The sequence below is a fragment of the Pseudonocardia asaccharolytica DSM 44247 = NBRC 16224 genome, from assembly GCF_000423625.1.
Lineage (GTDB): Bacteria > Actinomycetota > Actinomycetes > Mycobacteriales > Pseudonocardiaceae > Pseudonocardia > Pseudonocardia asaccharolytica.
Genome location: NZ_AUII01000003.1, coordinates 201,496 through 222,266, shown reverse-complemented (window position 1 = coordinate 222,266; position 20,771 = coordinate 201,496). Strand labels below are relative to the sequence as shown.

General features: G+C 70.7%; 26 protein-coding genes, 1 tRNA gene and 1 pseudogene. 19 read left to right on the top strand and 9 right to left on the bottom strand.

The window, feature by feature from the left end; all coding sequences use genetic code 11:
• Position 1: 1 nt before the first annotated feature.
• Positions 2-676 (top strand): thiaminase II, encoded by a 675-nt coding sequence (gene tenA, locus G567_RS0105160; protein ID WP_037055895.1) that lies wholly within the window; start codon positions 2-4, stop codon positions 674-676.
• Between the two features lie 52 nt (positions 677-728).
• Here the strand turns inward: tenA and G567_RS0105155 are convergent, their stop codons facing one another.
• Positions 729-1,124, bottom strand: coding sequence for a phage holin family protein (locus G567_RS0105155; RefSeq protein ID WP_028929135.1), 396 nt, complete (start codon positions 1,122-1,124; stop codon positions 729-731).
• Positions 1,124-2,356, bottom strand: coding sequence for a serine hydrolase domain-containing protein (locus G567_RS0105150; protein WP_028929134.1), 1,233 nt, complete (start codon positions 2,354-2,356; stop codon positions 1,124-1,126). The genes G567_RS0105155 and G567_RS0105150 overlap by 1 nt, the downstream gene beginning before the upstream one ends.
• Positions 2,357-2,487: 131 nt before the next feature.
• Between G567_RS0105150 and G567_RS31795 the strand changes: the two genes are divergently transcribed.
• Both G567_RS31795 and G567_RS0105140 read left to right on the top strand, forming a co-directional pair.
• On the top strand, positions 2,488-3,519 hold the full coding sequence (locus G567_RS31795) for a patatin-like phospholipase family protein (RefSeq protein ID WP_051232320.1): 1,032 nt from the start codon (positions 2,488-2,490) through the stop codon (positions 3,517-3,519).
• 150 nt (positions 3,520-3,669) lie between these two features.
• Entirely contained in the window at positions 3,670-4,476 is an 807-nt protein-coding gene (locus G567_RS0105140; protein ID WP_051232378.1) for a putative protein N(5)-glutamine methyltransferase, read from the top strand.
• Here G567_RS0105140 and G567_RS26905 read toward each other — a convergent pair.
• Positions 4,451-5,065, bottom strand: a complete 615-nt coding sequence (locus G567_RS26905) for a cadmium resistance transporter (protein ID WP_037056003.1) — start codon at positions 5,063-5,065, stop codon at positions 4,451-4,453. The two genes, G567_RS0105140 and G567_RS26905, sit on opposite strands and share 26 nt — an antisense overlap.
• Before the next feature lie 39 nt (positions 5,066-5,104).
• Between G567_RS26905 and G567_RS0105130 the strand changes: the two genes are divergently transcribed.
• The 5 genes and pseudogenes from G567_RS0105130 to G567_RS0105110 all read left to right on the top strand — a co-directional run bounded on the left by G567_RS0105130 (position 5,105) and on the right by G567_RS0105110 (position 7,414).
• Entirely contained in the window at positions 5,105-5,449 is a 345-nt protein-coding gene (locus tag G567_RS0105130) for a hypothetical protein (protein ID WP_028929132.1), read from the top strand.
• Between the two features lie 37 nt (positions 5,450-5,486).
• On the top strand, positions 5,487-5,672 hold the full coding sequence (locus tag G567_RS0105125; RefSeq protein WP_028929131.1) for a hypothetical protein: 186 nt from the start codon (positions 5,487-5,489) through the stop codon (positions 5,670-5,672).
• A gap of 96 nt (positions 5,673-5,768) precedes the next feature.
• Positions 5,769-6,637 (top strand): annotated as a pseudogene (locus G567_RS26900) (transposase).
• 177 nt (positions 6,638-6,814) lie between these two features.
• Positions 6,815-7,009 (top strand): hypothetical protein, encoded by a 195-nt coding sequence (locus G567_RS0105115; protein ID WP_028929130.1) that lies wholly within the window; start codon positions 6,815-6,817, stop codon positions 7,007-7,009.
• A gap of 3 nt (positions 7,010-7,012) precedes the next feature.
• Entirely contained in the window at positions 7,013-7,414 is a 402-nt protein-coding gene (locus G567_RS0105110; RefSeq protein WP_028929129.1) for a type II toxin-antitoxin system VapC family toxin, read from the top strand.
• A 349-nt stretch (positions 7,415-7,763) separates the two neighbouring features.
• Here G567_RS0105110 and G567_RS0105105 read toward each other — a convergent pair whose 3' ends face one another.
• On the bottom strand, positions 7,764-8,171 hold the full coding sequence (locus G567_RS0105105; protein ID WP_028929128.1) for a hypothetical protein: 408 nt from the start codon (positions 8,169-8,171) through the stop codon (positions 7,764-7,766).
• 255 nt (positions 8,172-8,426) lie between these two features.
• Between G567_RS0105105 and G567_RS35385 the strand changes: the two genes are divergently transcribed.
• Genes G567_RS35385 through G567_RS35950 form a run of 6 tightly spaced genes read left to right on the top strand, consistent with a single transcriptional unit; the run spans position 8,427 to position 11,853 of the window.
• Positions 8,427-8,600: a hypothetical protein gene (locus G567_RS35385; RefSeq protein WP_186814173.1), complete on the top strand. Its 174-nt coding sequence runs from the start codon at positions 8,427-8,429 to the stop codon at positions 8,598-8,600.
• Positions 8,597-9,118, top strand: a complete 522-nt coding sequence (locus tag G567_RS36815; protein WP_342662905.1) for a replication initiator — start codon at positions 8,597-8,599, stop codon at positions 9,116-9,118. The genes G567_RS35385 and G567_RS36815 overlap by 4 nt, the downstream gene beginning before the upstream one ends.
• Entirely contained in the window at positions 9,100-10,269 is a 1,170-nt protein-coding gene (locus G567_RS26895) for a replication initiator (protein WP_342662906.1), read from the top strand. Before G567_RS36815 ends, G567_RS26895 begins: the two co-directional genes overlap by 19 nt.
• On the top strand, positions 10,266-10,475 hold the full coding sequence (locus G567_RS0105090; RefSeq protein ID WP_037055894.1) for a helix-turn-helix transcriptional regulator: 210 nt from the start codon (positions 10,266-10,268) through the stop codon (positions 10,473-10,475). The genes G567_RS26895 and G567_RS0105090 overlap by 4 nt, the downstream gene beginning before the upstream one ends.
• Complete coding sequence (locus G567_RS35955; protein ID WP_245585545.1) at positions 10,472-11,185, top strand: hypothetical protein; 714 nt, start codon at positions 10,472-10,474, stop codon at positions 11,183-11,185. Before G567_RS0105090 ends, G567_RS35955 begins: the two co-directional genes overlap by 4 nt.
• Positions 11,182-11,853 (top strand): tyrosine-type recombinase/integrase, encoded by a 672-nt coding sequence (locus G567_RS35950; protein ID WP_245585544.1) that lies wholly within the window; start codon positions 11,182-11,184, stop codon positions 11,851-11,853. Before G567_RS35955 ends, G567_RS35950 begins: the two co-directional genes overlap by 4 nt.
• Before the next feature lie 110 nt (positions 11,854-11,963).
• Here the strand turns inward: G567_RS35950 and G567_RS0105080 are convergent.
• Positions 11,964-12,045, bottom strand: a tRNA-Tyr gene (locus tag G567_RS0105080).
• Between the two features lie 80 nt (positions 12,046-12,125).
• On the opposite strand from G567_RS0105080, the gene G567_RS0105075 reads away from it, so the two are divergent.
• A complete protein-coding gene (locus G567_RS0105075) occupies positions 12,126-12,617 on the top strand; it encodes a YajQ family cyclic di-GMP-binding protein (protein WP_028929125.1) in 492 nt (163 codons plus the stop codon).
• A 103-nt stretch (positions 12,618-12,720) separates the two neighbouring features.
• Here the strand turns inward: G567_RS0105075 and G567_RS0105070 are convergent, their stop codons facing one another.
• The 3 genes from G567_RS0105070 to G567_RS26885 form a co-directional block, all read right to left on the bottom strand.
• Positions 12,721-13,527: a helix-turn-helix domain-containing protein gene (locus G567_RS0105070; protein WP_037056001.1), complete on the bottom strand. Its 807-nt coding sequence runs from the start codon at positions 13,525-13,527 to the stop codon at positions 12,721-12,723.
• 45 nt (positions 13,528-13,572) lie between these two features.
• Positions 13,573-14,424: a zinc metalloprotease HtpX gene (gene htpX / locus G567_RS0105065; RefSeq protein WP_028929123.1), complete on the bottom strand. Its 852-nt coding sequence runs from the start codon at positions 14,422-14,424 to the stop codon at positions 13,573-13,575.
• Positions 14,425-14,497: 73 nt separating this feature from the next.
• Positions 14,498-14,920 (bottom strand): PaaI family thioesterase, encoded by a 423-nt coding sequence (locus tag G567_RS26885; protein ID WP_307724110.1) that lies wholly within the window; start codon positions 14,918-14,920, stop codon positions 14,498-14,500.
• A gap of 227 nt (positions 14,921-15,147) precedes the next feature.
• Here G567_RS26885 and G567_RS0105055 point away from each other — a divergent pair, with 227 nt between their 5' ends.
• The 4 genes from G567_RS0105055 (at position 15,148) to G567_RS0105040 (ending at position 19,744) form a co-directional block, all read left to right on the top strand.
• Positions 15,148-15,906 (top strand): enoyl-CoA hydratase, encoded by a 759-nt coding sequence (locus G567_RS0105055; protein WP_028929122.1) that lies wholly within the window; start codon positions 15,148-15,150, stop codon positions 15,904-15,906.
• A gap of 124 nt (positions 15,907-16,030) precedes the next feature.
• The gene (locus G567_RS26880) at positions 16,031-17,998 is read left to right on the top strand and encodes a 2-oxoacid:acceptor oxidoreductase subunit alpha (protein ID WP_051232318.1); all 1,968 of its coding nucleotides are present in this window, start codon (positions 16,031-16,033) and stop codon (positions 17,996-17,998) included.
• A 52-nt stretch (positions 17,999-18,050) separates the two neighbouring features.
• Entirely contained in the window at positions 18,051-19,124 is a 1,074-nt protein-coding gene (locus G567_RS0105045) for a 2-oxoacid:ferredoxin oxidoreductase subunit beta (protein ID WP_028929121.1), read from the top strand.
• A 284-nt stretch (positions 19,125-19,408) separates the two neighbouring features.
• Complete coding sequence (locus G567_RS0105040) at positions 19,409-19,744, top strand: histone-like nucleoid-structuring protein Lsr2 (RefSeq protein WP_028929120.1); 336 nt, start codon at positions 19,409-19,411, stop codon at positions 19,742-19,744.
• A gap of 24 nt (positions 19,745-19,768) precedes the next feature.
• On the opposite strand, the gene G567_RS0105035 is transcribed toward G567_RS0105040, so the two are convergent.
• Complete coding sequence (locus tag G567_RS0105035) at positions 19,769-20,770, bottom strand: polyprenyl synthetase family protein (protein ID WP_028929119.1); 1,002 nt, start codon at positions 20,768-20,770, stop codon at positions 19,769-19,771.
• Position 20,771 lies beyond the last annotated feature (1 nt).

Sequence of the window (20,771 nt, the reverse complement as noted above, 5' to 3'; positions counted from 1 at the left end):
GATGACCGACACGCTGAGCATCACCAAACTGCTGTGGTCCGATATCGCCGAAATCTATGCAAAGGTGCTGGCGCACCCGTTCATCGCCGGGCTGACCGACGGCACGCTGCCGCGCGAGTCGTTCCGGCACTACATCATCCAGGACGCGCACTACCTGCGCGGTTACGCTCGTGCGCTCGCCGTGTGCGCGGCGAAGGCGCCGGTCGAGGGCGATACGGCCATGTTCGTCCAGCATGCGGCGGGCGCGATCGCGGCCGAGCAGGATCTGCACGCCGAGCTGATGGCGGCGCTGGGCAGCTCCGCGGACGCCGCCGCCGCCGAGTCGGTCGCCCCGACGACGCGGGCCTACCTGAGCTATCTGCTCGCCACGACCTACGGCGGCTCGTATGCCGAGGGCGTCGCGGCGGTCCTGCCCTGCTACTGGATCTATGCCAAGGTCGGTGAGGAGCTGCTGGCCCGCAGCTCGCCTGATCCCCTCTACGCGCGCTGGATCGCGATGTACGGCGGCAGCGACTTCCAGGTCGTCGTCGACGAGGTGCTGGCGGTGACCGAGCGGATCGGGGCCGAGCTGACCGCACGCGAGCTGGAGCAGGTCCGCGAGCACTTCCGCACGACCTCACGGTACGAGTGGATGTTCTGGGACGCGGGGTACCGCCGCGAGTCCTGGCCCGTGTAGGCCTCGTGCGTGGGACGTACCGGTCCGGCGCTGCGTCCCACGCACGGGCGCGTCAGCGCCGGTCGAGGCGGTCGGGGATGACCAGATGCAGGAGGAACCCGACGACCCCGACCACGATCGCACCCCAGAAGGCCGCCCAGAACCCGGTGACGGTGAACGGCAGCCCGACCCCCTCGGCGATCACCCCGACCAGCATGAACAGCAGGGCGTTCACCACCAGGCTGATCAGGCCGAGGGTCAGGATGTAGAGTGGGCAGCCGACGATCTTGATCAGCGGTTTGAGCACCGCGTTCACCAGGCCGAAGATGATCGCGACCACGACGAGGGTGCCGAGCCGGACACTGTTGGTGCCGGCGCCCAGCTCGATTCCGTCGACCAGAAGCGTCGAGACCCAGAGCGCGACCGCGACGACAGCGACGCGGATGGCGAGGGCGAGTGCGTTCGGCATCAGTCCACCAAAGCCTGGGCGACCAGTGCCCGCAGCTGCGGGCGGATCCGATAGGTACTCGAGGGCATGAGCTGGGTCATGAACACCGCGGTGACGTCCTCGACCGGGTCGACATAGAACGACGTGCTGGCCAGCCCGCCCCAGGCGAACTCACCGGGGCTGGTGAGGACCTTACCCGCGAGCGGGTCGACGACCACGGAGAAGCCGAGGCCGAAGCCGACCCCGGCGAACGCCGACTCGGCGAAGATCGGCCTGCCGAATACGTCGAGGTCGGCGTTGCCGGGCAGGTGGTTCTGCGTGGCGTAGCGCAGCGTCCGGGGGCCGAGCAGCCGCTCGCCGTCGAGCTCGCCGCCGCCGGCCAGCATCTGGGTGAAGCGGTGGTAGTCGGCCAGGGTGGAGACGAGCCCGCCCCCGCCGGAGAGTATCGAGGGCGGCCGGGTGATGGCCTCGGCGAGCGCCTTGTTGCGGATCAGCCCGCCCGTCGGATTGGGCGAGTAGAGCGCGGCCAGCCGGTCAAGGTCCTCCGGCGGCACCGAGAACGCCGTCTCGGTCATGCCGAGCGGGCCGAGGATGCGTTCGGCGAGGAACACGTCGAGCGACTGTCTCGAGGCGACCTCGACGACCCGGCCCAGCACATCGGTGGCGACCGAGTAGTTCCACTCCGTGCCCGGCTGGAACAGCAGCGGCAGCGCGGCCCAGGCGTCGCAGGCCGTCGCGAGGTCCATGCCCCGCGGCGCACCGAACTCGAAACCCCTTGCCCGGTACATCTCGTCCACGGGGTGGGCGTGGTGGAACCCGTAGGTCAGCCCGGCGGTATGGGTGAGCAGGTGCCAGACGCGCACCGGCTCGATGGCAGGCACGGTCGCCGGCTTGAGCGCCGAGCCCGCCTCGTAGACCCGCAGGTCGGCGAACGACGGGATATAGCGCGACACCGGATCCGTCAGCTCCAGCGCGCCCTGCTCGTAGAGCATCAGCGCGGCGACCGATGTGATCGGCTTGGTCATCGAGTAGATGCGCCACAGCGTGTCGCTCTCGACGGGCAGGCCGGCCTCCAGATCGCGCCGGCCGTAATGGCTCAGGTGCGCGACGCGGCCGCGCCGGGCGACCGCGATCGACCAGCCGGCCAGCCTGCCGTCGTCCACATAGCGCTGGAAATGCGCGTCGATCCGGGTCAGCCGATCGGGGTCGAACCCGACCTCCCCCGGTTCGGCTTCCACTTTGAGCACGGCCACGGCTGCGACCCTACCGGCGGTCGATCCCAGTGTGGCGATCTCCACCGCCAGGCTGCGGTCCATGCCGCCGGCGCCATGCAGGCCGGCGTCCCCGGTCATGCCCCGCACCGGGCGGACGTCAGAATCGGGTCATGAGTGCCGCAGCACCGAATCCGGAACCCGCCCGGCAGGCGGATGCCGCGCTGTCGGGCGACGACGAGGTGCTGCATGCCCTGCTGCGCCGCCGCGCGGCCGGTAGTCGCCCCGGCTCGCGCACCGACAACCACCGGATCGCGCTGGTCGTCGGGGGTGGCGGGATGCGGGGCGCCTACGCGGGCGGCATGGTGCACGCGCTGCAACAGGCCGGGCTGGCCGATGCCTTCGATGTCGTCTACGGGGCCTCCGCCGGCGCGTTCGTCGGTTCGGCGCTCGTCCTCGGACGCGGCCACGACGCCGCTCGGATCTTCCCCGACGACATGGCGTGCAAGGAGTTCATCGACCCGCGCCGGCTGGGCGCACGGGCGCCGATGGTCTCGCTCGACTACCTGATCGACGAGGTTCTCGTGCACACCAGGCCCGCAGACTGGGACGCCCTGCTCGACAGTCCGGTTCCGGTGCGCGTCGTCGTCACCGACGCCGAGAACATGCGCCCGCACGTGCTCGAGCGGCTGCCGACCGTGCTCGCCTGGAAACGGGTGATGCGAGCCACCGCGACGATCCCATGGCTCGCGGGCCCGCCCGTCGAGCTGGATGGGCGGCGCTGGATCGACGGCTCGGTCGGCGATCCGCTTCCGGTGCTGCGGGCGTTGCGTGACGGGGCCACCCACGTCCTCGCGCTGCTCACCCGCACGGTCCCGGAGTTGCGCCGCTCCGATCCCGGCGAGCGGACCCCACTGTGGGCCCGCTCGCTCGACGTGATCGTCCCGGGGCTGGGTGCGATGGCCCAGGACGTCCGCAGGCACGCCGACAGCCTCGCGCTCCTGTCCGACGCCGCCCACCCCGACCGCGACGGGGCGCACCTGCTCGCGATCACACCGGCCCGTACCGCCGGGGTCCGGGGGCTGACCATCGACGTCCCGCGGGTGGAGCGGGCGGTCCGGTTCGGCTACGAGGCCGCCGTCGCCGCCCTTGCGGCTGCGCCGCAGCGGGCCCCTCGATCTCGGCGACAGCGACCGCGCGGTTGAGCGCCACGACGGGGCTCGGGGCCAGCGCGGGATGACAGCAGGTGAAGATCAGTCGCAGCCGGTCGTCGCGCGCCGGACCCTCCTCAGCCGGATCGACACGGCCGCCACGACGATCTCCGCGCCCCGCCAGCGGGTAGTGTGGCCGTCCCGATGAGTGAGGCCCGCGTGTCTACTGCCCCGTCAGATCACTCCCGATCCGTCGTCGCCCGGCTTCGGGCCGCCGGCTGCGTCTTCGCCGAGGACGAGGCGCGCCTGCTCATCGCGGCGGCGCGCACGCCGTCGGACCTCGAGGCCATGGTGGACCGGCGGGCCGCCGGGTTACCCCTCGAGCAGGTTCTCGGCTGGGCGGAGTTCTGCGGGCTGCGGATCGCCGTGGAACCGGGGGTCTTCGTCCCCCGCCGCCGCACCGAGTTCCTCGTCCGCGAGGCCCTCGTCCTCCTGCGCCCCGGCGCGGTCGTGCTCGACCTGTGCTGCGGCTCGGGTGCGGTGGGTGCGGCGCTGGCCGCGGCCGGCGACCGGGTCGAGCTGTACGCCGTCGATATCGACCCCGCCGCCGTGCGGTGCGCCCGCCGCAACCTCGCCGCCGCCGGCGCTCGGGTATACGAGGGCGATCTCGACGAGCCGCTGCCGGCCGCCCTGCACGGTCGCGTCGACGTCCTGGTCGCCAACGCTCCCTACGTGCCCACCGAGGCGGTCGGGCTGTTGCCCCCGGAGGCGCGCGTGCACGAACCGCCGGTGGCGCTCGACGGCGGCGCGGACGGGCTCGACGTCCAGCGCAGGGTGATCGCCGTGGCGCCGCGGCAGCTGTCGCCGGGCGGCTCACTCCTGATCGAGACCGGCGAGGGTCAGGCGCTGCGGACCGCGGATGCCATGGCGCGCAACGGGTTGATCCCGCGGATCATCCGCTGCGCGGAGCTGGACGCCACCGTCGTCATCGGCTCAAGGCCCACGGGTTGACGCCACCGTCAACCAGGATGATCAGGCCTAAGCCGATGAGCACGATCGGGAGCAGCACGTGCCCCCACCGGGCGAGGGCCCGCGCGACCAGCGGGCGGGTGGCGAGGTACCGCCCGGCCAGGCACCAGACGGCGACGAGGATCAGGAAGACGACCAGGTAGACCGTCAGGTCCGCGGGGCCGACGGTAGCGAAGACCGGCACATAGACGGCGATGTTGTCGCCTCCGTTGGCGACGGTCACCGCGGCCACGGCCAGCGCGCCGGGTTCGCCTGCCGTGCCCGCACCGACGCCCTCGTCGCCTCGGTCGCCGCGCTCGCGCCAGACCGTCCACGCGGCACGCAGCCCGAGCAGGAGCGGCAGCACCCCGAAGTACGGAACAACGGCCTCGGGTAGCAGCCGGACACCGAGTGCCACGGCGACCGCGACCGCGAGGATGCCGCCGAACCCGAGGTACTGCCCGATCGCGATGCGCAGCGCGCCGCCGCGGGCTCGGCCCGCCCGGCCGAAGAACAACGACAGAAGCACGATGTCGTCGATGTTCGTGACGGCGAACAACCCGGCTGCCTGCGGGATCGTTGCCCACACGATTCGCCGCCTCCCGTCGCCGTCACGCCTGTCGTCCAGGTTGTGATCAAGGCTGCCGCTCAAGTCCCGGATCCCACCGCTCTCTACCGCATCCGCGACGGCTCCTACGCGGCCGACCTCCTCATCGCCGCCGTCGCGGAGTGCGACCTGCGCTCCTACTTCGGCTCGCTCGCCGAGCGACCGACCGCGCGCGAACTCGCCGACGTCCTGCGGACGGACCGGCAGGCCGCATGGGCCAGCGCCGGTGCCACAGCCGACGATCGGGAGACGGATTGGTCGGGTCGGCTGGGCGACGCTGCTTTCGCGCAGCGGTTCACGGCCGCGATGGATGCGCGGGGGCCTTCCTGGGTCCGGCCCTCGCCGACGCCATCGCGGACATCCCCGTGACGGATCTGCTCGATGTGGGCGGGAGTCGGGCGTCTACGTGGCGGCGGCGCTCCGGGACCGTCCGGACGCGCGGGCCGGAGTGTTCGAGCGGGCTCCGGTCGACGTCGCCGCGCGCACTCTCCTGCGAGCGCGCGGGCTGGCCGACCGGATCGAGGTCATCACCGGGGACATGTTCACCGATGCCGGTGACCGCAGCGCTCTGCTGGCGCGAAAGCCCGCTTAGCCCGGCAAATGAGGTTGCCGGAGTGTCGTTGCAGGGCGAGACACGGACCCACCAGATTATCGAGGTGCTGACGCCCGATGATCGTGTGGAGGGTCCGTGCCTCTGTTGCCAGCATCGCTGATCGAGCCGTTGTGGGGCGAGTTCGCCGCCCTGATCGGGGCCGACCACCGGCCCGAGTTCTCCCCGACCCACCCCTGGGGCTGTCACCGCTGCCGGGTCCCCGACCGGGTCGTGTTCGACCACGTGCTCGCCGCGCTGGTGCACGGCAGCGGCGCCGAACGGCTCGCCTCCCCGGGCTGCTCGGACCGCACCATCCGCCGCCGGCCGGCCGAGTGGGTCCCAACCGGCCACGCCAAGGCCTACTGAAGATCGTGCTGGCCGCGTTCGACCGGATGATCGGCCTGGATCTGGAGGACCTGTCGGTGGACGGGGCGATCACCAAATCCCCGTGTGGCGGGGAGGTGTCCGGACGCAGCCCGGTGGACCGGGGCAAACAGGGCACCAAGCGGTCGGTCGCGGCCGACGGCGGCGGGATCCCGCGGCACCTGGTCGCCGCCCGGGCGAACGAGCACGACTCGCCGCTGCTGGAGCCCACCCTGGCCGGGGTCTGCGACATGATCGGCCCGTTGCCCCAGGGCCGCGACGACCTCCCGAACCTGCACCTGGACCGCGGCTACGAGTCCGCCAAGACCCACGACCTGCTCCACGTGCTGGGCTTCGAACCCCACATCGCCGCCAAGGGCCAACCCGCTCCGATCCAGGCCGGCCGCCGCTGGCCCAGCGAACGCTGCCACGCCTGGCTGAACGGCTACGGCAAGCTGCGCCGCTGCACCGACCAGCGCAAGGTCGTCGTCGAGTTCTACCTCTGCCTCGCCGCCGCGCTCACCGTGATCCGCCGCTTGATCAACCGCGCTCGCAGCCTCTACCGCTGGCCCACCCGGCCCACCACCCGCCGCTTGCGCTGACCCTCATTTGCCGGGCGCTCTAAACCGACGGATTTACAGTGGACTGACAACGTGGGCCTGACCTGCGGTTCTTCCAAGTCCCCGGCCTCCGCTTCCGTGCATAGTCCGCGCCAGGTCAGATCACCTCGCCGGCGGAGAAGGTGCGATACTCGGTGTCGAGCACGGGAGGAGGCGTTCATGACGAGCAACAGCGCTGACGACAGCAGACTGACCCCGCGTCCACGCGTGTCGGTTGAGGAGCTGGCCCGCCGCAAGGGTGTGCGTCCAGTCGAGTCGCTCGACGACATGGCTCGGGACGTGTTCGCCTCCGACGAGGAACTCGACGAGTTCCTCACCTTCGTCCGTGCCGAGCGGCAGGCCGGGCTCGCGTAGTCGATGCGGCCCGTCGTCCTGGACACCGACGTCTCGTCCCAGATCCTCAAGAATCGGCTCGCCGGACCTCTCGCCACGAAGCTGATCGGCACCACGTGGTGTGTCACGTTCGTGACCGTGGCCGAGTTGTGGCAGTGGGCCGAGATCCGCCACTGGGGCCACCGCACCCGGGAGCAGCTCGACGACTGGCTCGGCCACGTCGTGATCCTGGACTCCGACGATGCCTCCTCCCGGACCTGGGGCCGGATCTGCGCCACCGCGAGACTCCGCGGCAGCACACGGCCCGTGAACGACTCATGGATCGCGGCCTGCTGTCTCGCCAACGATCTCCCGCTCGCGACCCTGAACACCAAGGACTACGCGGACTTCGCCGAACACGACGGCCTCGTCCTGATGACTTCGTAGCGTGCCAGCACGCTTTCCAACTCTGGAGGCGGGCGGCCGGGCGGCTCCGTCCACGTCCTGACCTGCGCCCGCATCGGCGGGGCCCTCCGCAGTGGGACCGCCCGAACGGGGGCGAATGAGACTAGAACTGAGACTGTTCGATGATCATCTTCGGACGTCGTCCCCGACGTCACCGGTGCCCCTCGTGCTGATCTCCTCGCGGCCCGGCAGCCGTCTCGGCGCGCCGTGAGGAGATCAGCCTGCACCTGGCTGATCTCTGAAGCGGTGCCGGCTCTGGGCGGAGCCCAGTCGCCGAAGGCACGGCTATGGCTACTACAGGATGTTCGGGAGCAGCCGTACGACGAGCTGCTCATCCTCCACGCCCGTTGGTGATCAGGCTGACGCGAAACAGCCCCGAGGCGCCGTCAGGCTCCCCCAGCTGTTCGAGCATCGCTCGGTACTCTGCACGTGCCGAATCGGCCGTGGCATGGAGAAGCCGGCTCGGTCCAGGGCCACCCGGTACTCGGACCTCGACAACGTGGTCTGCGCTTGCTGGCGTTCCGTCGGCCCCTGGTGTCCCGATCGTCATCGCCCCGCCGCCGGTCATCCCACCGGCCGGGGGACGTCCAAAGACGAAGATCGAGTCCTTCACGCCGAGCCAGTCGTACTTGCGTGACGCGATCTTCGCCCATGCGGCCTCCGCGTTAGAGCAGAACTCGATCACGGCGTAGCGCTGCTGGCCTGCCCGCAGGTTCTCGTACGAGCGGTTGCTGGTCATGGCGCATCGTAGGCAGAGGGTTCGCGGCCGCCCCGGCTTCCCTGGGTGATTAGCGCTTGTCGGCGGCTGGTGGGGTGCCGGGTAGCCGGTTCCGCCGGCCGCGCGCGTGCCGGAGGCAGGAGCGCGCGAGCCGAGCGGGGCCCGCGCCGCCGGAGGCGGCGCCTTGACGAACCGGATCAGGTCGACCTTGCCCTCGGTGACGGCGCCCGCGAACGCGTCGCGGCCGCGCACCTGATCAGCCAGGAGACCCCCGGCGTGGCCTGGATCTGCACCGACGGCCGCCGCGCGGTCGAGCGGGTCCGCGCCTACCGAATCACCGATGCCGACCTCGACGACCTGGCCGGCTACCTCGCCGCCGCTCCCGCGCCGCGAACCCTCCCGACCGTCTCTCAACCTGTCGCGTCGACCCCCGCGAAGGAGGCCGCGTGACCCACCCCGCTCCCCTCGAACCGGCCACGGACGGGCCGTCCGAATCGATCGATCAGGACCAGCTCACCCACGCGCGGAAGGCCCTCCTGGCCCTGTCCACCGACGTCGCCCGGCAGCTCGCTGAGGACCACGGCGTCTGTGTGCGCCCGCTGGCGCTGCGCCGCATCGACCTCACCACCGGGAAAGTCGACGTCGTCCCGGTCCCCTGCGGGTCCACCCGCGAGGACCAGTGCCGGCCCTGCGCGGACAAGGCGCGGCGGCTGCGGATGGTCCAATGCCGCGAGGGCTGGCACCTCGAGCACGAGCCCGTGCCGACCCCGGCCGCCCCGAGTGAGGCACAGAAGGACCTGCTGGCCGCTCGCGTGGACCTGCACGCCGCCCTACACCGCCGCCCGACAGGACGGCGACGAGGAGGCGTTCGAAGAGATCCGGGAGGTCGTCGCGGAACTGGACGCCGAGATCCGCGCCGCCGGTATCCGCGGCCCGCTGGCCCCGCTCGATCCCCGCCCCCGCGCTGACGCGGTCGACCCGCCGGCGCCAGGACGCACCCAACCTCCCGCGACGCCGGGTGGAGAACCGCACCCTCCGGCAGGTCTACGGCGGCCGCTACCGGCCCTCCACCTTCCTCATGTTGACCCTGGACTCCTACGGGCGGGTGGACGCCGACAGCGCCGCCCTCGACCCCGACGCCTACGACTACCGCCGCGCCGCCCGCGACGCGATCCCCTTCCCGCGGCTGGTGGACCGGTTCTGGCAGAACACCCGCCGCTGCGTCGGCTGGGACGTCCAATACTTCGGCACCGTCGAACCCCAGAAGCGGGGCGCTCCGCACCTCCACGCCGCGATCCGCGGCACCATCCCCCGCACCGAACTCCGCGCCCTCGTCGCGGCCACCTACCACCAGGTCTGGTGGCCGCCCCACGACGAGCTCCGCTACACCGGCGACCGGCTGCCCCGCTGGGACGACCAGGTCAAGGGGTTCGTCGACCCCGACACCCGCGAACCCCTGCCCACCTGGGAGCAGGCCACCGACCCGGACGTGCTCCCCGAACCGGCGCACACCGTCACCTTCGGCGCCCAGGTGCACGTCAAGGGCATCCTCGGCGGCACCGAGGAGGCCGGCCGGCGCATCGGCTACCTGACCAAGAGCATCGGCCAGGCCGCCGGCCTCGACGACACCACCTCTGCGCGCAAGCGCGAGCACGTGCGGCGCCTGACCGCTGAACTCGCCGTCACTCCGTGCTCGCCGCGGTGTGCGATCTGGCTGCTCTACGGCATCCAACCCAAGGGCGCCCGACTGTCCATGACCTCGGGGCGCTGCAAGGGCAAGGCCCACCGGCCCGAACACCTCGGCATCGCCGGCCGCCGGGTCCTCGTCTCCCGCAAGTGGTCGAACAAGTCCCTGACCGATCACCGCGCCGAACGCGCCGAGTTCGTTCGGCAACTGCTCGCCCGCGCCGGCATCCAGCCCGCCCACGCCGTCGACGACGGCCCGTTCGAATGGGAGCGCACCCGCCCCGGCGACACCGACGTCCCACCCCGCCCCGTGCTCCTGCTGCACGCGATCCACCAGCGGCAACGATGGCGCGCCGACTACGACGCCGCCCTCCTCACCGCGGGCGAGCCACCCCACCAGAACCGTTCGGCAACCGAAAGCGAGGCAGCATGAGCAAGACCGTGCGGAAGGCTCGGACGGTGGTCGAGCAGCTAACGGTGGATCAGCTCTGCGCGGAGCTGCAGGTGGCCCGCTCGACCTTCTACCAGTGGCGGCAGGTCGGGAAGGCTCCGCGCTGCATTCGGCTCCCGAACGGGGCGATTCGAATCCGACGCGACGACTTCGAAACTTGGCTCGCTGGGTTGATGGACGCCGCATGACCAGCGGTGGCGAGGCCACGTACGAGGTGCGGATCTGGGGCATCAGCAAGCGGGCGTGGAAGAGCGGGACAACCTACCGCGTGCGCTGGCTGGTCGCCGGTAAGGAGTGGCACGAGAGCTTCACCACCCGCGCACTCGCCGAGAGCTTCCGCGCGGATCTGCTGAGCCTGACCAGACAGGGTGAGCCCTTCGACATAGCGACCGGGCAGCCCGTATATCGGCGACGCACGGAACCGGTCCGGATCAGTTGGTACGACCACGCTTGCGCCTACGTGGACATGAAGTGGCCGCATGCGGCGGGCAAGAGCCAGCAGGGGATCGCCGACGCACTCGCGACCGTCACGCCCGCTCTCCTCACTTCGACGAAGAGCCGACCGAGCGCAACGGCGCTCCGGGCCGTGCTCTACGGCTGGTCCTTCAACGCCCGTCGACGTGCTGCCGGCGCCCCGGACGACCACCTGGTCCGGGCAGAGCGGTGGGTCGCTGCGAGCACACGTCCGGTGGCTGATCTCGCCGATCCTGCGGTTCTCCGGCCGGCGCTGGACGCGCTCGCTCTACGCATGGACGGGCGACCGGCCGCCGCTTCGACGGTCAGCCGGAAGCGAGCGATCTTCTACAACGCGGTGGAGTACGCAGTCGAACTGGGGCACCTCCAGGGCAACCCGATCGCGTCACTCCGCTGGAAGGCCCGAAGATCGCCGAGGCGGTGAACCCCCGGGTAGTGCTGAACCACGCCCAGGCCAAGGCGTTGCTCAAAGCTGTTCGGCAACAGCAGTCAGGCGGCGCGCTCGTTGCGTTCTTCGCCGTCATGTACTACTCCGGGTTACGCCCGGCGGAGGCGGTGGACCTCCACAAGGAGGCCCTGTCGTTGCCGGAGTCCGGATGGGGCGAGCTCTACCTGAGCACCTCGGCGCCATCTGCCGGTCGGTCGTGGAGCGAGTCAGGCACGCGTCGGGAGCCTCGCCAGCTCAAGCATCGTGGCGTTGATGAGGTCCGGATCGTCCCGGCGCCGCCTGAGCTGACTGCACTCCTGCGGGAGCACCTCACCGAGCACGGCACGACCGACGGCGGCCGGCTCTTCCGTGGCGTTCGAGGCGGACCGCTGTCCGAGAGCCTGTACGGCCGCATCTGGTCGGCTGCTCGCGCTGCTGCCCTCTCGCCCGAGGAGTTCGTCTCGCCGCTCGCTCGTCGCCCATACGACCTCCGACACGCCGCAGTCTCCACGTGGCTGAACGGCGGCGTCCCGGCGCCCCAGGTCGCAGAGTGGGCCGGCCACAGCGTGAACGTCCTCCTGCGCGTCTACGCGAAGTGCATCGCCGGCCAGGACGACGCATCGCGCCGGCGGGTGGAGCAAGCTCTCCGTGAGGGTGCTTCATGATCGCGTCCGTGAACACCCGTGGAGAGGGGACGCCAGCCAGACAGAGCCGGACGGGACGAAACAGCCCCTGTCCTGCGTTTCCGCTGGTCAGGGGCCGTTCTCGCAGGGTGTGGCAGGTGAAGGATTCGAACCTTCGTAGGCTAAGCCGACGGATTTACAGTCCGCTCCCTTTGGCCACTCGGGCAACCTGCCGGGGTGCGCTTGGCGCGGAAGCAAGGATACGACAGCCGATGATCCGGGTTCACTCCGGGCCCGGTCTAGAGGAGGACAACATGGCCGACCCGTCGTTCGACGTGGTGAGCAAGGTCGATCGGCAGGAGGTCGACAATGCCCTCAACCAGGCGGCCAAGGAGCTTTCGCAACGCTTCGACTTCCGCGGCACCGACACCTCCATCTCCTGGTCCGGCGACGAGGCGATCACGATCGAGTCCGGCACCGAGGAGCGGGCGAAGGCAGCCGTCGACGTCTTCAAGGAGAAACTGATCAAGCGGGGCATCTCGCTGAAGGCCTTCGAGGCGGGCGACCCCGCGGTGTCGGGCAAGACCTACAAGGTCAACGGCAAGATCCTGCAGGGCATCGCCGCGGACAAGGCCAAGGAGATCAGCAAGACCATCCGCGACGAGAAGCTCAAGGGCGTGCAGGCCCAGATTCAGGGCGATCAGCTGCGCGTCTCGGGAAAGAAGAAGGACGACCTGCAGGCCGTCATCACGCTGCTCAAGAGCAAGGATTTCGGGATCGCGCTGCAGTTCGTCAACTACCGCTGACGAGACCGGCCGCCCCGGCCCAGCAGGGGCGGCCACAGCCAGGACGGTCGCCGATCCCGGTTGGGGAACCTCCGGCTCCGGCCGGACGGGCGGTCAGCTGCGATCAGGCCCGCACCGGCGCCTGCTCGCGTCGGCACAGCTGCGCGTAGGCGACCGGCGTCAGCCCGACTGCCGCGGTGAAGTCACGGATGAAATGTGGCTGGTCGAAATAGCCCAGCTCGGCGGCGACCTCGGCCCAGGGCCGGTCGTGCCCCTCCGCCAGCCGGGCCGCTGCCTCGTGTAACCGGTAACGACGAAGCACCCATTTCGGGCTGACCCCGACGTAGCGCGCGAACAGTCGCTGCAGGGTCCGCGGGGCCACTCCGAACCGCGCCGTCACGTCGTCGACACGGGTGATCGTGCGGTCGAACAGCAGCGCCGCGACGATCTGTCCGACCAGCTCCACGTTCGGGTCCGGCGCCGGCATTCGGGCCCGGAGGAACTCCTCGACCTGCGCGATCAGGTTTTCGACCGGACCGGTCAGCGATGCCGCCAGCGCGACGGCGGACGGCCCCCACAGCTGCTCGGCGGGCAGCAACCTCCCCGTCAGACTCGAGACCGGCGCGGACAGGCACCCCCGGAAGCCGCCGGGCCGGAACTTCGTGCCGAACACCCGACCCTGGCTCCGAAAGGAGTAGGTGAATCGCTCGAGCCCGACGCCGGCGATTCCCAGCCGGCCCCGGTCGAGCACCAGGTTCACACAGGGGTGGGGCAGCAGCGTGGCCGAGCCCGTCCGTCCCTCGGGCAGCTCCCAGCTGACCAGCCAATGTCGCTCGACCAACGGCGCCAGGTTGGCGCCAGGAGGGAAACGGTCGAGCCGGAAGCCGGTTCCGGGCCCGCGGAGGAGGCCGTACTCGCTGGCCGTCGACATCTCCTGCACGTCACCAGGATGACGCAGCGCACCGACAATCAGGGTTCAGACCATTCGTTCCAGGCGGCGGATGCGCTCCTCGATCGGCGGGTGCGTGGAGAACAACCGCGCCATCTGCTCGCCGGGCCGGAACGGGTTGGCGATCATCAGATGCGACTGCGACACCAGCTGCGGCTCCGGCGGGAGCGGCGCGAGCTGCGTCCCGCGCTGCAGCTTGCGCAGCGCCGAGGCGAGCGCGAGCGGGTCGCCGGTGAGCCGAGCGCCGGAGGCGTCGGCCTGGTACTCCCGGGAGCGGCTGACCGCCATCTGCACCACGCCGGCCGCGATCGGCCCGAGCAATACGATCAGGATCATCGCGATGGGGTTCGGCCGATCCTCGTCGTCGCCCCCGAACAGTCCGGCGAACATCGCCATATTGGCCAGGAAACTCACCATGGTGGCCATGGCACCGGCCACGGAGGAGATCAGGATGTCGCGGTTGTAGACGTGGCTGAGCTCGTGCCCGAGCACGGCTCGCAGCTCACGCTCGTTGAGGATCTCCAGCAGGCCGGTCGTGGCGCAGACGGCGGCGTTACGTGGGTTGCGCCCGGTGGCGAACGCGTTGGGTGCATCGGTGGGGCTGAGGTAGAGCTGCGGCATCGGCTGGCGAGCGGCCTGGCTCAGCTCGCGGACGACCCGGTACATCCCCGGGTGCTCGGCCTCGGTGATCGGCCGCGCGTGCATCGCCCGCAACGCGAGCTTCGCCGAGTTGAAGTAGGCGAAGCCGTTCACACCCAACGCGACGATCACCGCGATGACCAACCCGGTTCGGCCGAACAGCGACCCGATCCCCACCACGAGCGCGCTCATCCCGCCGAGCAACAGGGCGGTCTTCAGCCCGTTCACGTGCCTGTGCACCGGAGGTTCCGTCCTTCCGGGACCCACCATCGGTCCCATCGGGTGAACGACCCTCGGACGGCCAGCGTTCCGGTCAGGGGTTGACCTCGCGGTACTGGCCGGCCGGAAGTCCCGCGGCCGCCACCTCCTGCGCCCGGCCGTGCCGGACGAAGTGCTCGATGGGCACGACGAGGAACAGCGCGCTGGACTCCGCCGCGAGCGGCCCGTCGGGGGCGTCGAGTCGGCCGGTCGCGCTCACCCAGAGCTTGCGGCCCTCCTTGCGATCCACCCGCGCGGCGAGGTACAGGGTCGACCCGACGGGCACCGGACGCCGGAACCGCGTGCTCAGCTCAGCGGTCACCGCGGGCTCCCGGAAGAAGACCTGCAACGCACCGAGCGCCTCGTCGAACGCTGTGGTGAGCAGGCCGCCGTGGGCCAGTCCCGGGGCGCCCTGATGCTCCGGGGCGACCGTGAAGGTGCCGGTCAGGCTCAGGTCCTCGCCCGCGACGAACCGCATCCGAAGACCGTGTTCGAGATCGCCGCAGCCGAAGCAGTGGGCATAGTGCTGGTCAAGGGGAGTACCGGGCGAGGGCGCGTCGGGATGCGGTACGGGCCGGTCGGCCGCATCGGCAGGGACAGCAGAGGCAGCGGTCTGTGAGATCGAACCTGACACCCGGCCGACGGTAATCGAGCGGGCAGGATGACCGACATGGCCAATCACGATGTGCTCGCCGGGATCGCGTCATGAGCGCCGAGGTCCGCACCGAGATCAGCGACCGGGTCGCACTCCTGACGCTGTCCAATCCGCAGCGACGAAACGCGCTCGACCTGGAGCTGTCGGCGAAGCTCGTCGCCGCGCTGCAGGCCGCGGCCGCCGACGAGGAAATCGGCGCCGTCGTCCTCACCGGCGAGCCGCCGGCGTTCTGCGCGGGTGGTGACCTCTCCGAGCTACAGAACGCCGACCCCGACACGCTCAAGACCGTGTACTCGGGCTTTCTCGAGGTCGCGAACTTCCCGCTGCCGACGATCGCCGCGGTGAACGGACCCGCCGTCGGCGCCGGACTCAACCTCGCGCTGGCCTGCGACGTCCGGCTCGCCGGGCCGTCCGCCCGATTCGACACCCGCTTCATGCAGCTCGGCCTGCACCCCGGCGGCGGCTACACGTGGATGATCGATCGGATCCTCGGCCCGCAGGGCGCCGCCGCGATGACGCTGTTCTGCGACGTCCTCGACGCGGCGGAGGCCGAACGGGTGGGGCTGGTCTGGCGCCGCTACGCCGGCGACGAAGGGCTGCGCGCCGGCGCCCTGGACCTCGCGGCCCGCGCCGCCGCGGCGCCGCGCGACCTGATCACGACGACGAAGGCGAGCATGCGGATCACCGCCGCGATGACCGCACACGCCGACGCCACCGAGCTCGAGGTGCGCGCTCAGGCTGCGTCCGTCCGTTCGGCGGCCTTCCAGGAACGGGTCGAGGCGCTGCAGAAGAAGATCAGCAAACGGTGATGTTCCGCTGGGCCGAACGGTTCGCTGTGACCTCAGGCAGGGTACGAAGACACTACAAGACACGGGGAGTTAACCTCGCCATGTTGGCTCCTTCCTACTTTTGAACCGAGGGACTGACCTCGACATGACGTCTAGCGATACCGCCGTTGATCGTCCAGCGGCGGGTTCCCCCGCCAACGGGCGGACGGTCCAGAAGCGTGACAGGGTGGTGATCCGGTTCGCCGGGGACTCCGGGGACGGGATGCAGCTCACCGGTGACCGGTTCACCGCGGAGACGGCGGCGTTCGGCAATGATCTGTCCACGTTGCCGAGTTTCCCCGCGGAGATCCGGGCGCCGGCCGGCACGTTGCCGGGGGTGTCGAGCTTCCAGCTGCACTTCGCCGACTACGACATCCTCACCCCCGGGGATCGCCCGGATGTGCTGGTGGCGATGAACCCGGCGGCGTTGAAGGCGAACCTGGCCGATCTGCCCCCGGGTGGGGTGTTGATCGTCAACACCGACGAGTTCACCCGGCGGAACCTGGCCAAGGTCGGGTATGAGGCCGATCCGCTGGAGGACGGCTCGCTGGCCCAGTATCAGGTGCATCCGGTGGCGATGGCCACGCTGGCCCGGGGCGCGCTGGCCGAGACCGGGTTGCCCAAGAAGGACGCCGAGCGGGCGAAGAACATGTTCGCCCTGGGGCTGCTGTCGTGGATGTATCACCGGCCGCACGAGGGCACCGAGCGGTTCCTGCGGGAGAAGTTCGCCCGCCGCCCGGAGCTGGCCGAGGCCAACATCCTGGCCTTCCGCGCCGGGCACGCCTACGGGGAGACCACCGAGAGCTTCGCGGTCACCTACGAGGTGCCCCCGGCCAAGCTGGCGGTGGGCACCTACCGGCAGATCACCGGGAACACCGCCCTCGCGTACGGGATCGTCGCGGCCGGGCAGACCAGCGGGCTGCCGGTGTTCCTGGGCTCGTACCCGATCACCCCGGCCTCCGACATCCTGCACGAGCTGGCCCGGCACAAGGCCTTCGGGGTGACCACGTTCCAGGCCGAGGACGAGATCGCCGGGGTCGGGGCGGCGCTGGGCGCGAGCTTCGGCGGGGCGCTGGGGGTGACCACCACCTCTGGGCCCGGGATCAGCCTGAAGTCCGAGACGATCGGGCTGGCGGTGGCCCTGGAACTGCCGCTGCTGATCATCGACGTGCAGCGCGGCGGCCCGTCCACCGGGTTGCCGACCAAGACCGAGCAGGCCGATCTGCTGCAGGCGATGTACGGACGCAACGGGGAGGCGCCGGTACCGGTGATCGCCCCGCAGAGTCCGGGGGACTGTTTCGACGCCGCGCTGGAGGCCGCCGCGATCGCGATCACCTACCGGACCCCGGTGATCCTGCTCTCGGACGGCTCGCTGGCCAACGGGTCGGAGCCGTGGCGGGTGCCCGATGCCGCCGCCCTGCCCCCGGTGGACCCGGGGTTCGCCACCGCACCCAACGCCCCCGACGGCTCGGAGGAGTTCTGGCCGTATCTGCGCGACCCGCACACCCATGCCCGGCCGTGGGCGACCCCGGGCACCCCGGGGTGCGAGCACCGGCTCGGCGGGCTGGAGAAGGCCGACGGGCGCGGGGTGATCTCCTACGACCCGGACAACCACGACCGGATGGTCCGGCTCCGCCAGGCCAAGATCGACCACATCCCGGTGCCCGATCTCGAGGTCGACGACCCGACCGGGGACGCGCCGCTGCTGGTGCTGGGCTGGGGCTCGACCTACGGGCCGATCGGCGCCGCCGCCCGCCGGGTGCGCAACCTCGGCCACCCGGTGGCCACCGCGCACCTGCGCCACCTCAACCCGCTGCCGGCCAACCTCGGCGCGCTGCTCGGGCGCTACCGCCGGGTGCTGGTGCCGGAGATGAACCTCGGGCAGCTGGCGCTGCTGCTACGCGCCCGCTACCTGATCGACGCCCGGTCCTACACCAAGGTGGCCGGGCTGCCGTTCCGGGCCCAGGAGCTGCAAGAGGTGATCCTGGGCCACCTCGACGGCCCCACCCCGGCCCACCCCGGCCACGGCAACGGCAACGGCCAGGGCCACGGCAGACAGGAAGTACCGGCATGACCCGCGGAGACGGCATCGTGACCGAGGCATCTGTGCGCGCGGAGGAGGCAGCGTGAACGCCCTGAACCTGGGGCTGCCGGGCATCGGCGGGCTGCACGGCGTCCCCACCACCGAAGACAAGCAGACCGCCCGCGACTACACCAGCGACCAGGAGGTGCGCTGGTGCCCGGGCTGCGGCGACTACGCCGTGCTCGCCGCGGTCCGGGCGTTCCTGCCCACCCTGGGCATCCGCCGGGAGAACACCGTGTTCGTCTCCGGGATCGGCTGCAGCTCGCGGTTCCCCTACTACCTCAACACCTACGGGATGCACTCCATCCACGGCCGCGCCCCGACCATCGCCACCGGGCTCGCGGTCACCCGCCCGGACCTGAGCGTGTGGGTGGTCACCGGGGACGGCGACGCGCTCTCGATCGGCGGCAACCACCTCATCCACGCGCTACGCCGGAATGTCAACCTCACCATCCTGCTGTTCAACAACCGGATCTACGGGCTGACCAAGGGCCAGTACTCCCCCACCAGCGAGGTCGGCAAGGTCACCAAGTCCACCCCGGTGGGCTCGATCGACCAACCGTTCAACCCGGTCTCGCTCGCGCTGGGCGCCGAGGCCGGCTTCGTCGGCCGCGCCCTGGACTCCGACCGCAAACACCTCACCGCGGTCCTGGCCGCCGCAGCCGCGCACCGCGGCGCCGCCCTGGTCGAGATCTACCAGGACTGCCCGATCTTCAACGACGGCAGCTTCGACGTGCTGCGCAAACCCGACACCGCCGACCAGCGGCTGATCCCGCTGACCCACGGGGAGCCGATCCGCTTCGGCCCCCCCGGCCCCGACGGCCAGCCCCGCTACGCCGTGGTCCGCGACGGGTTCGGGCTCACCGTCGCCGCAACCGACGAGATCGACCCCGCCCAGATCGTGGTCCACGACCAGACCGACCACAACCTCGCCTTCGCCCTGTCGCGGCTGTCCGACCAGGACCTCAACCACACCGTGGTGGGCATCTTCCGCGACACCACCCGCACCACCTACGACGACGCCGTCCGCCACCAGCTCGACCAGGCCAAACACCACACCGCCGCCGACCTGCAAACCCTGCTCAACGGCCGCGACACCTGGACCATCGCGGGCTGAGGCCAACCTCTTCCCGCGAGTCGGGGTGTTTCCGCGACCGAGTCGCGGTATTACGAGTTCGGCGACCGGCAGCAGTTCGGCGCTCGGCACCGCCCGCGGCGCGCGCAGTCCGCGCACCGCGGGCGCTCTGGCCCGCCGAGGCCCGCGGTAGGCCACTGGACCCGCAGAAATGCGCCTCTACAACCGTAGTGGGGGGTGGCACAGCGTTTCTGTTCGCCTCTACCCGCAATATCGCCTATCGTGGCCTTTCCAGCGTCTATTCGTGAGGGAAAGGCGGTGGCCGTATGGCACGCATTGAAGAGGTCATCCTCATTGACGATCTCGACGGTAAGAGGGCGGCGGAAACTATCGGCTTCGCGGTCGAGGGCAAGGCATACGAGATCGATCTGTCGAGCGAAAACGCTGTGCGGTTCCGTAATGCACTGGCGCCGTTCATCGAGGCCGCGCGCAGGGTGCCCGGCGGCGCCCGGCGGACCGCCATGCGGCGGGCCAGTAGCGACCGGAAGCGCAGCGCCGAGATCCGCGAGTGGGCGCTGCGGGCGGGCCACAAGGTTTCCGACCGGGGCCGCATCCCGGCAAGCGTTCTCGCCGCCTATCGGGAGGCCCACCCCGCGGCATGACGCGGCACGCCGCTTCTCTCGAGGTCAGCCGGTGCGGTCGACCACATAGGACGTCAGCACCGCCAGAGCGGACGTGGCCGGGCAGCCGGGCAGCTTCGCCAGCTCGGCTCTCGCCACGGCCGCGAAGCCGGCGAGTGTCTCCCGGGCGCGGACCAACCCGGAACCGGCACGCAGCAGCGTGAGGGCCTCATCGACCTCGGCATCGTCGGTGATCGGGCCGGCCAGCAGCACCCGCAGCCGATCGGCGGCCGAGCCGGTCTCTTGCAGCGCATAGAGCATCGGCAGCGTATGCACGCCCTCGCGCAGGTCGGTGCCGGGCGTCTTCCCGGAGCTGTCCGACGGCGAGGCGATGTCGATGACGTCGTCGGAGATCTGGAACGCGGTCCCGATCGTCGCGCCGAACCGGCGCAACGAATCCACCTGCGCCCGGGTGCAGCCGGAGAACATGCCCCCGTAGAGCCCGGCCGTGGCGATGAGCGAGCCGGTCTTCTCGGCGATGACGGTGAGGTAGTGCTCCACCGGATCGTCGTCCGGGCCGGGGCCGCGGGTCTCGCGCATCTGGCCGGTGACGAGCTCGGCGAAGGTCTCGGCGATGATCCGCACCGCGTCCGGCCCGAGATCGGCCACGAGCCGCGACGCGTGCGCGAACAGGAAGTCCCCGGTCAGGATCGCGACGGTGTTGTCCCACCGGGAATTGGCGCTCTCCGCCCCGCGGCGCATCGTCGCCGAGTCCATCACGTCGTCGTGGTACAGGGTCGCCAGGTGGATCAGTTCGACGACGGCCGCCGCGACGATCACCTCGTCGGAGTCGGGCCGCGGCCCGATATTCGCCCCGAGCAGCGTGAACAGCGGTCGGAACCGCTTACCGCCGGCATCGATGAGATGCAGCGAGGTCTCGGTGACGAACCGGTAGTCGCTGTGCACCTCGCGGTGCAGCAGATCCTCGACCCGTTTCAGGGCGTCGGCCGCTGCCACGGCCAGATCGGGATCGCCGAGCTCGACGCCGGCGACGCTGTGCGTGTCCACC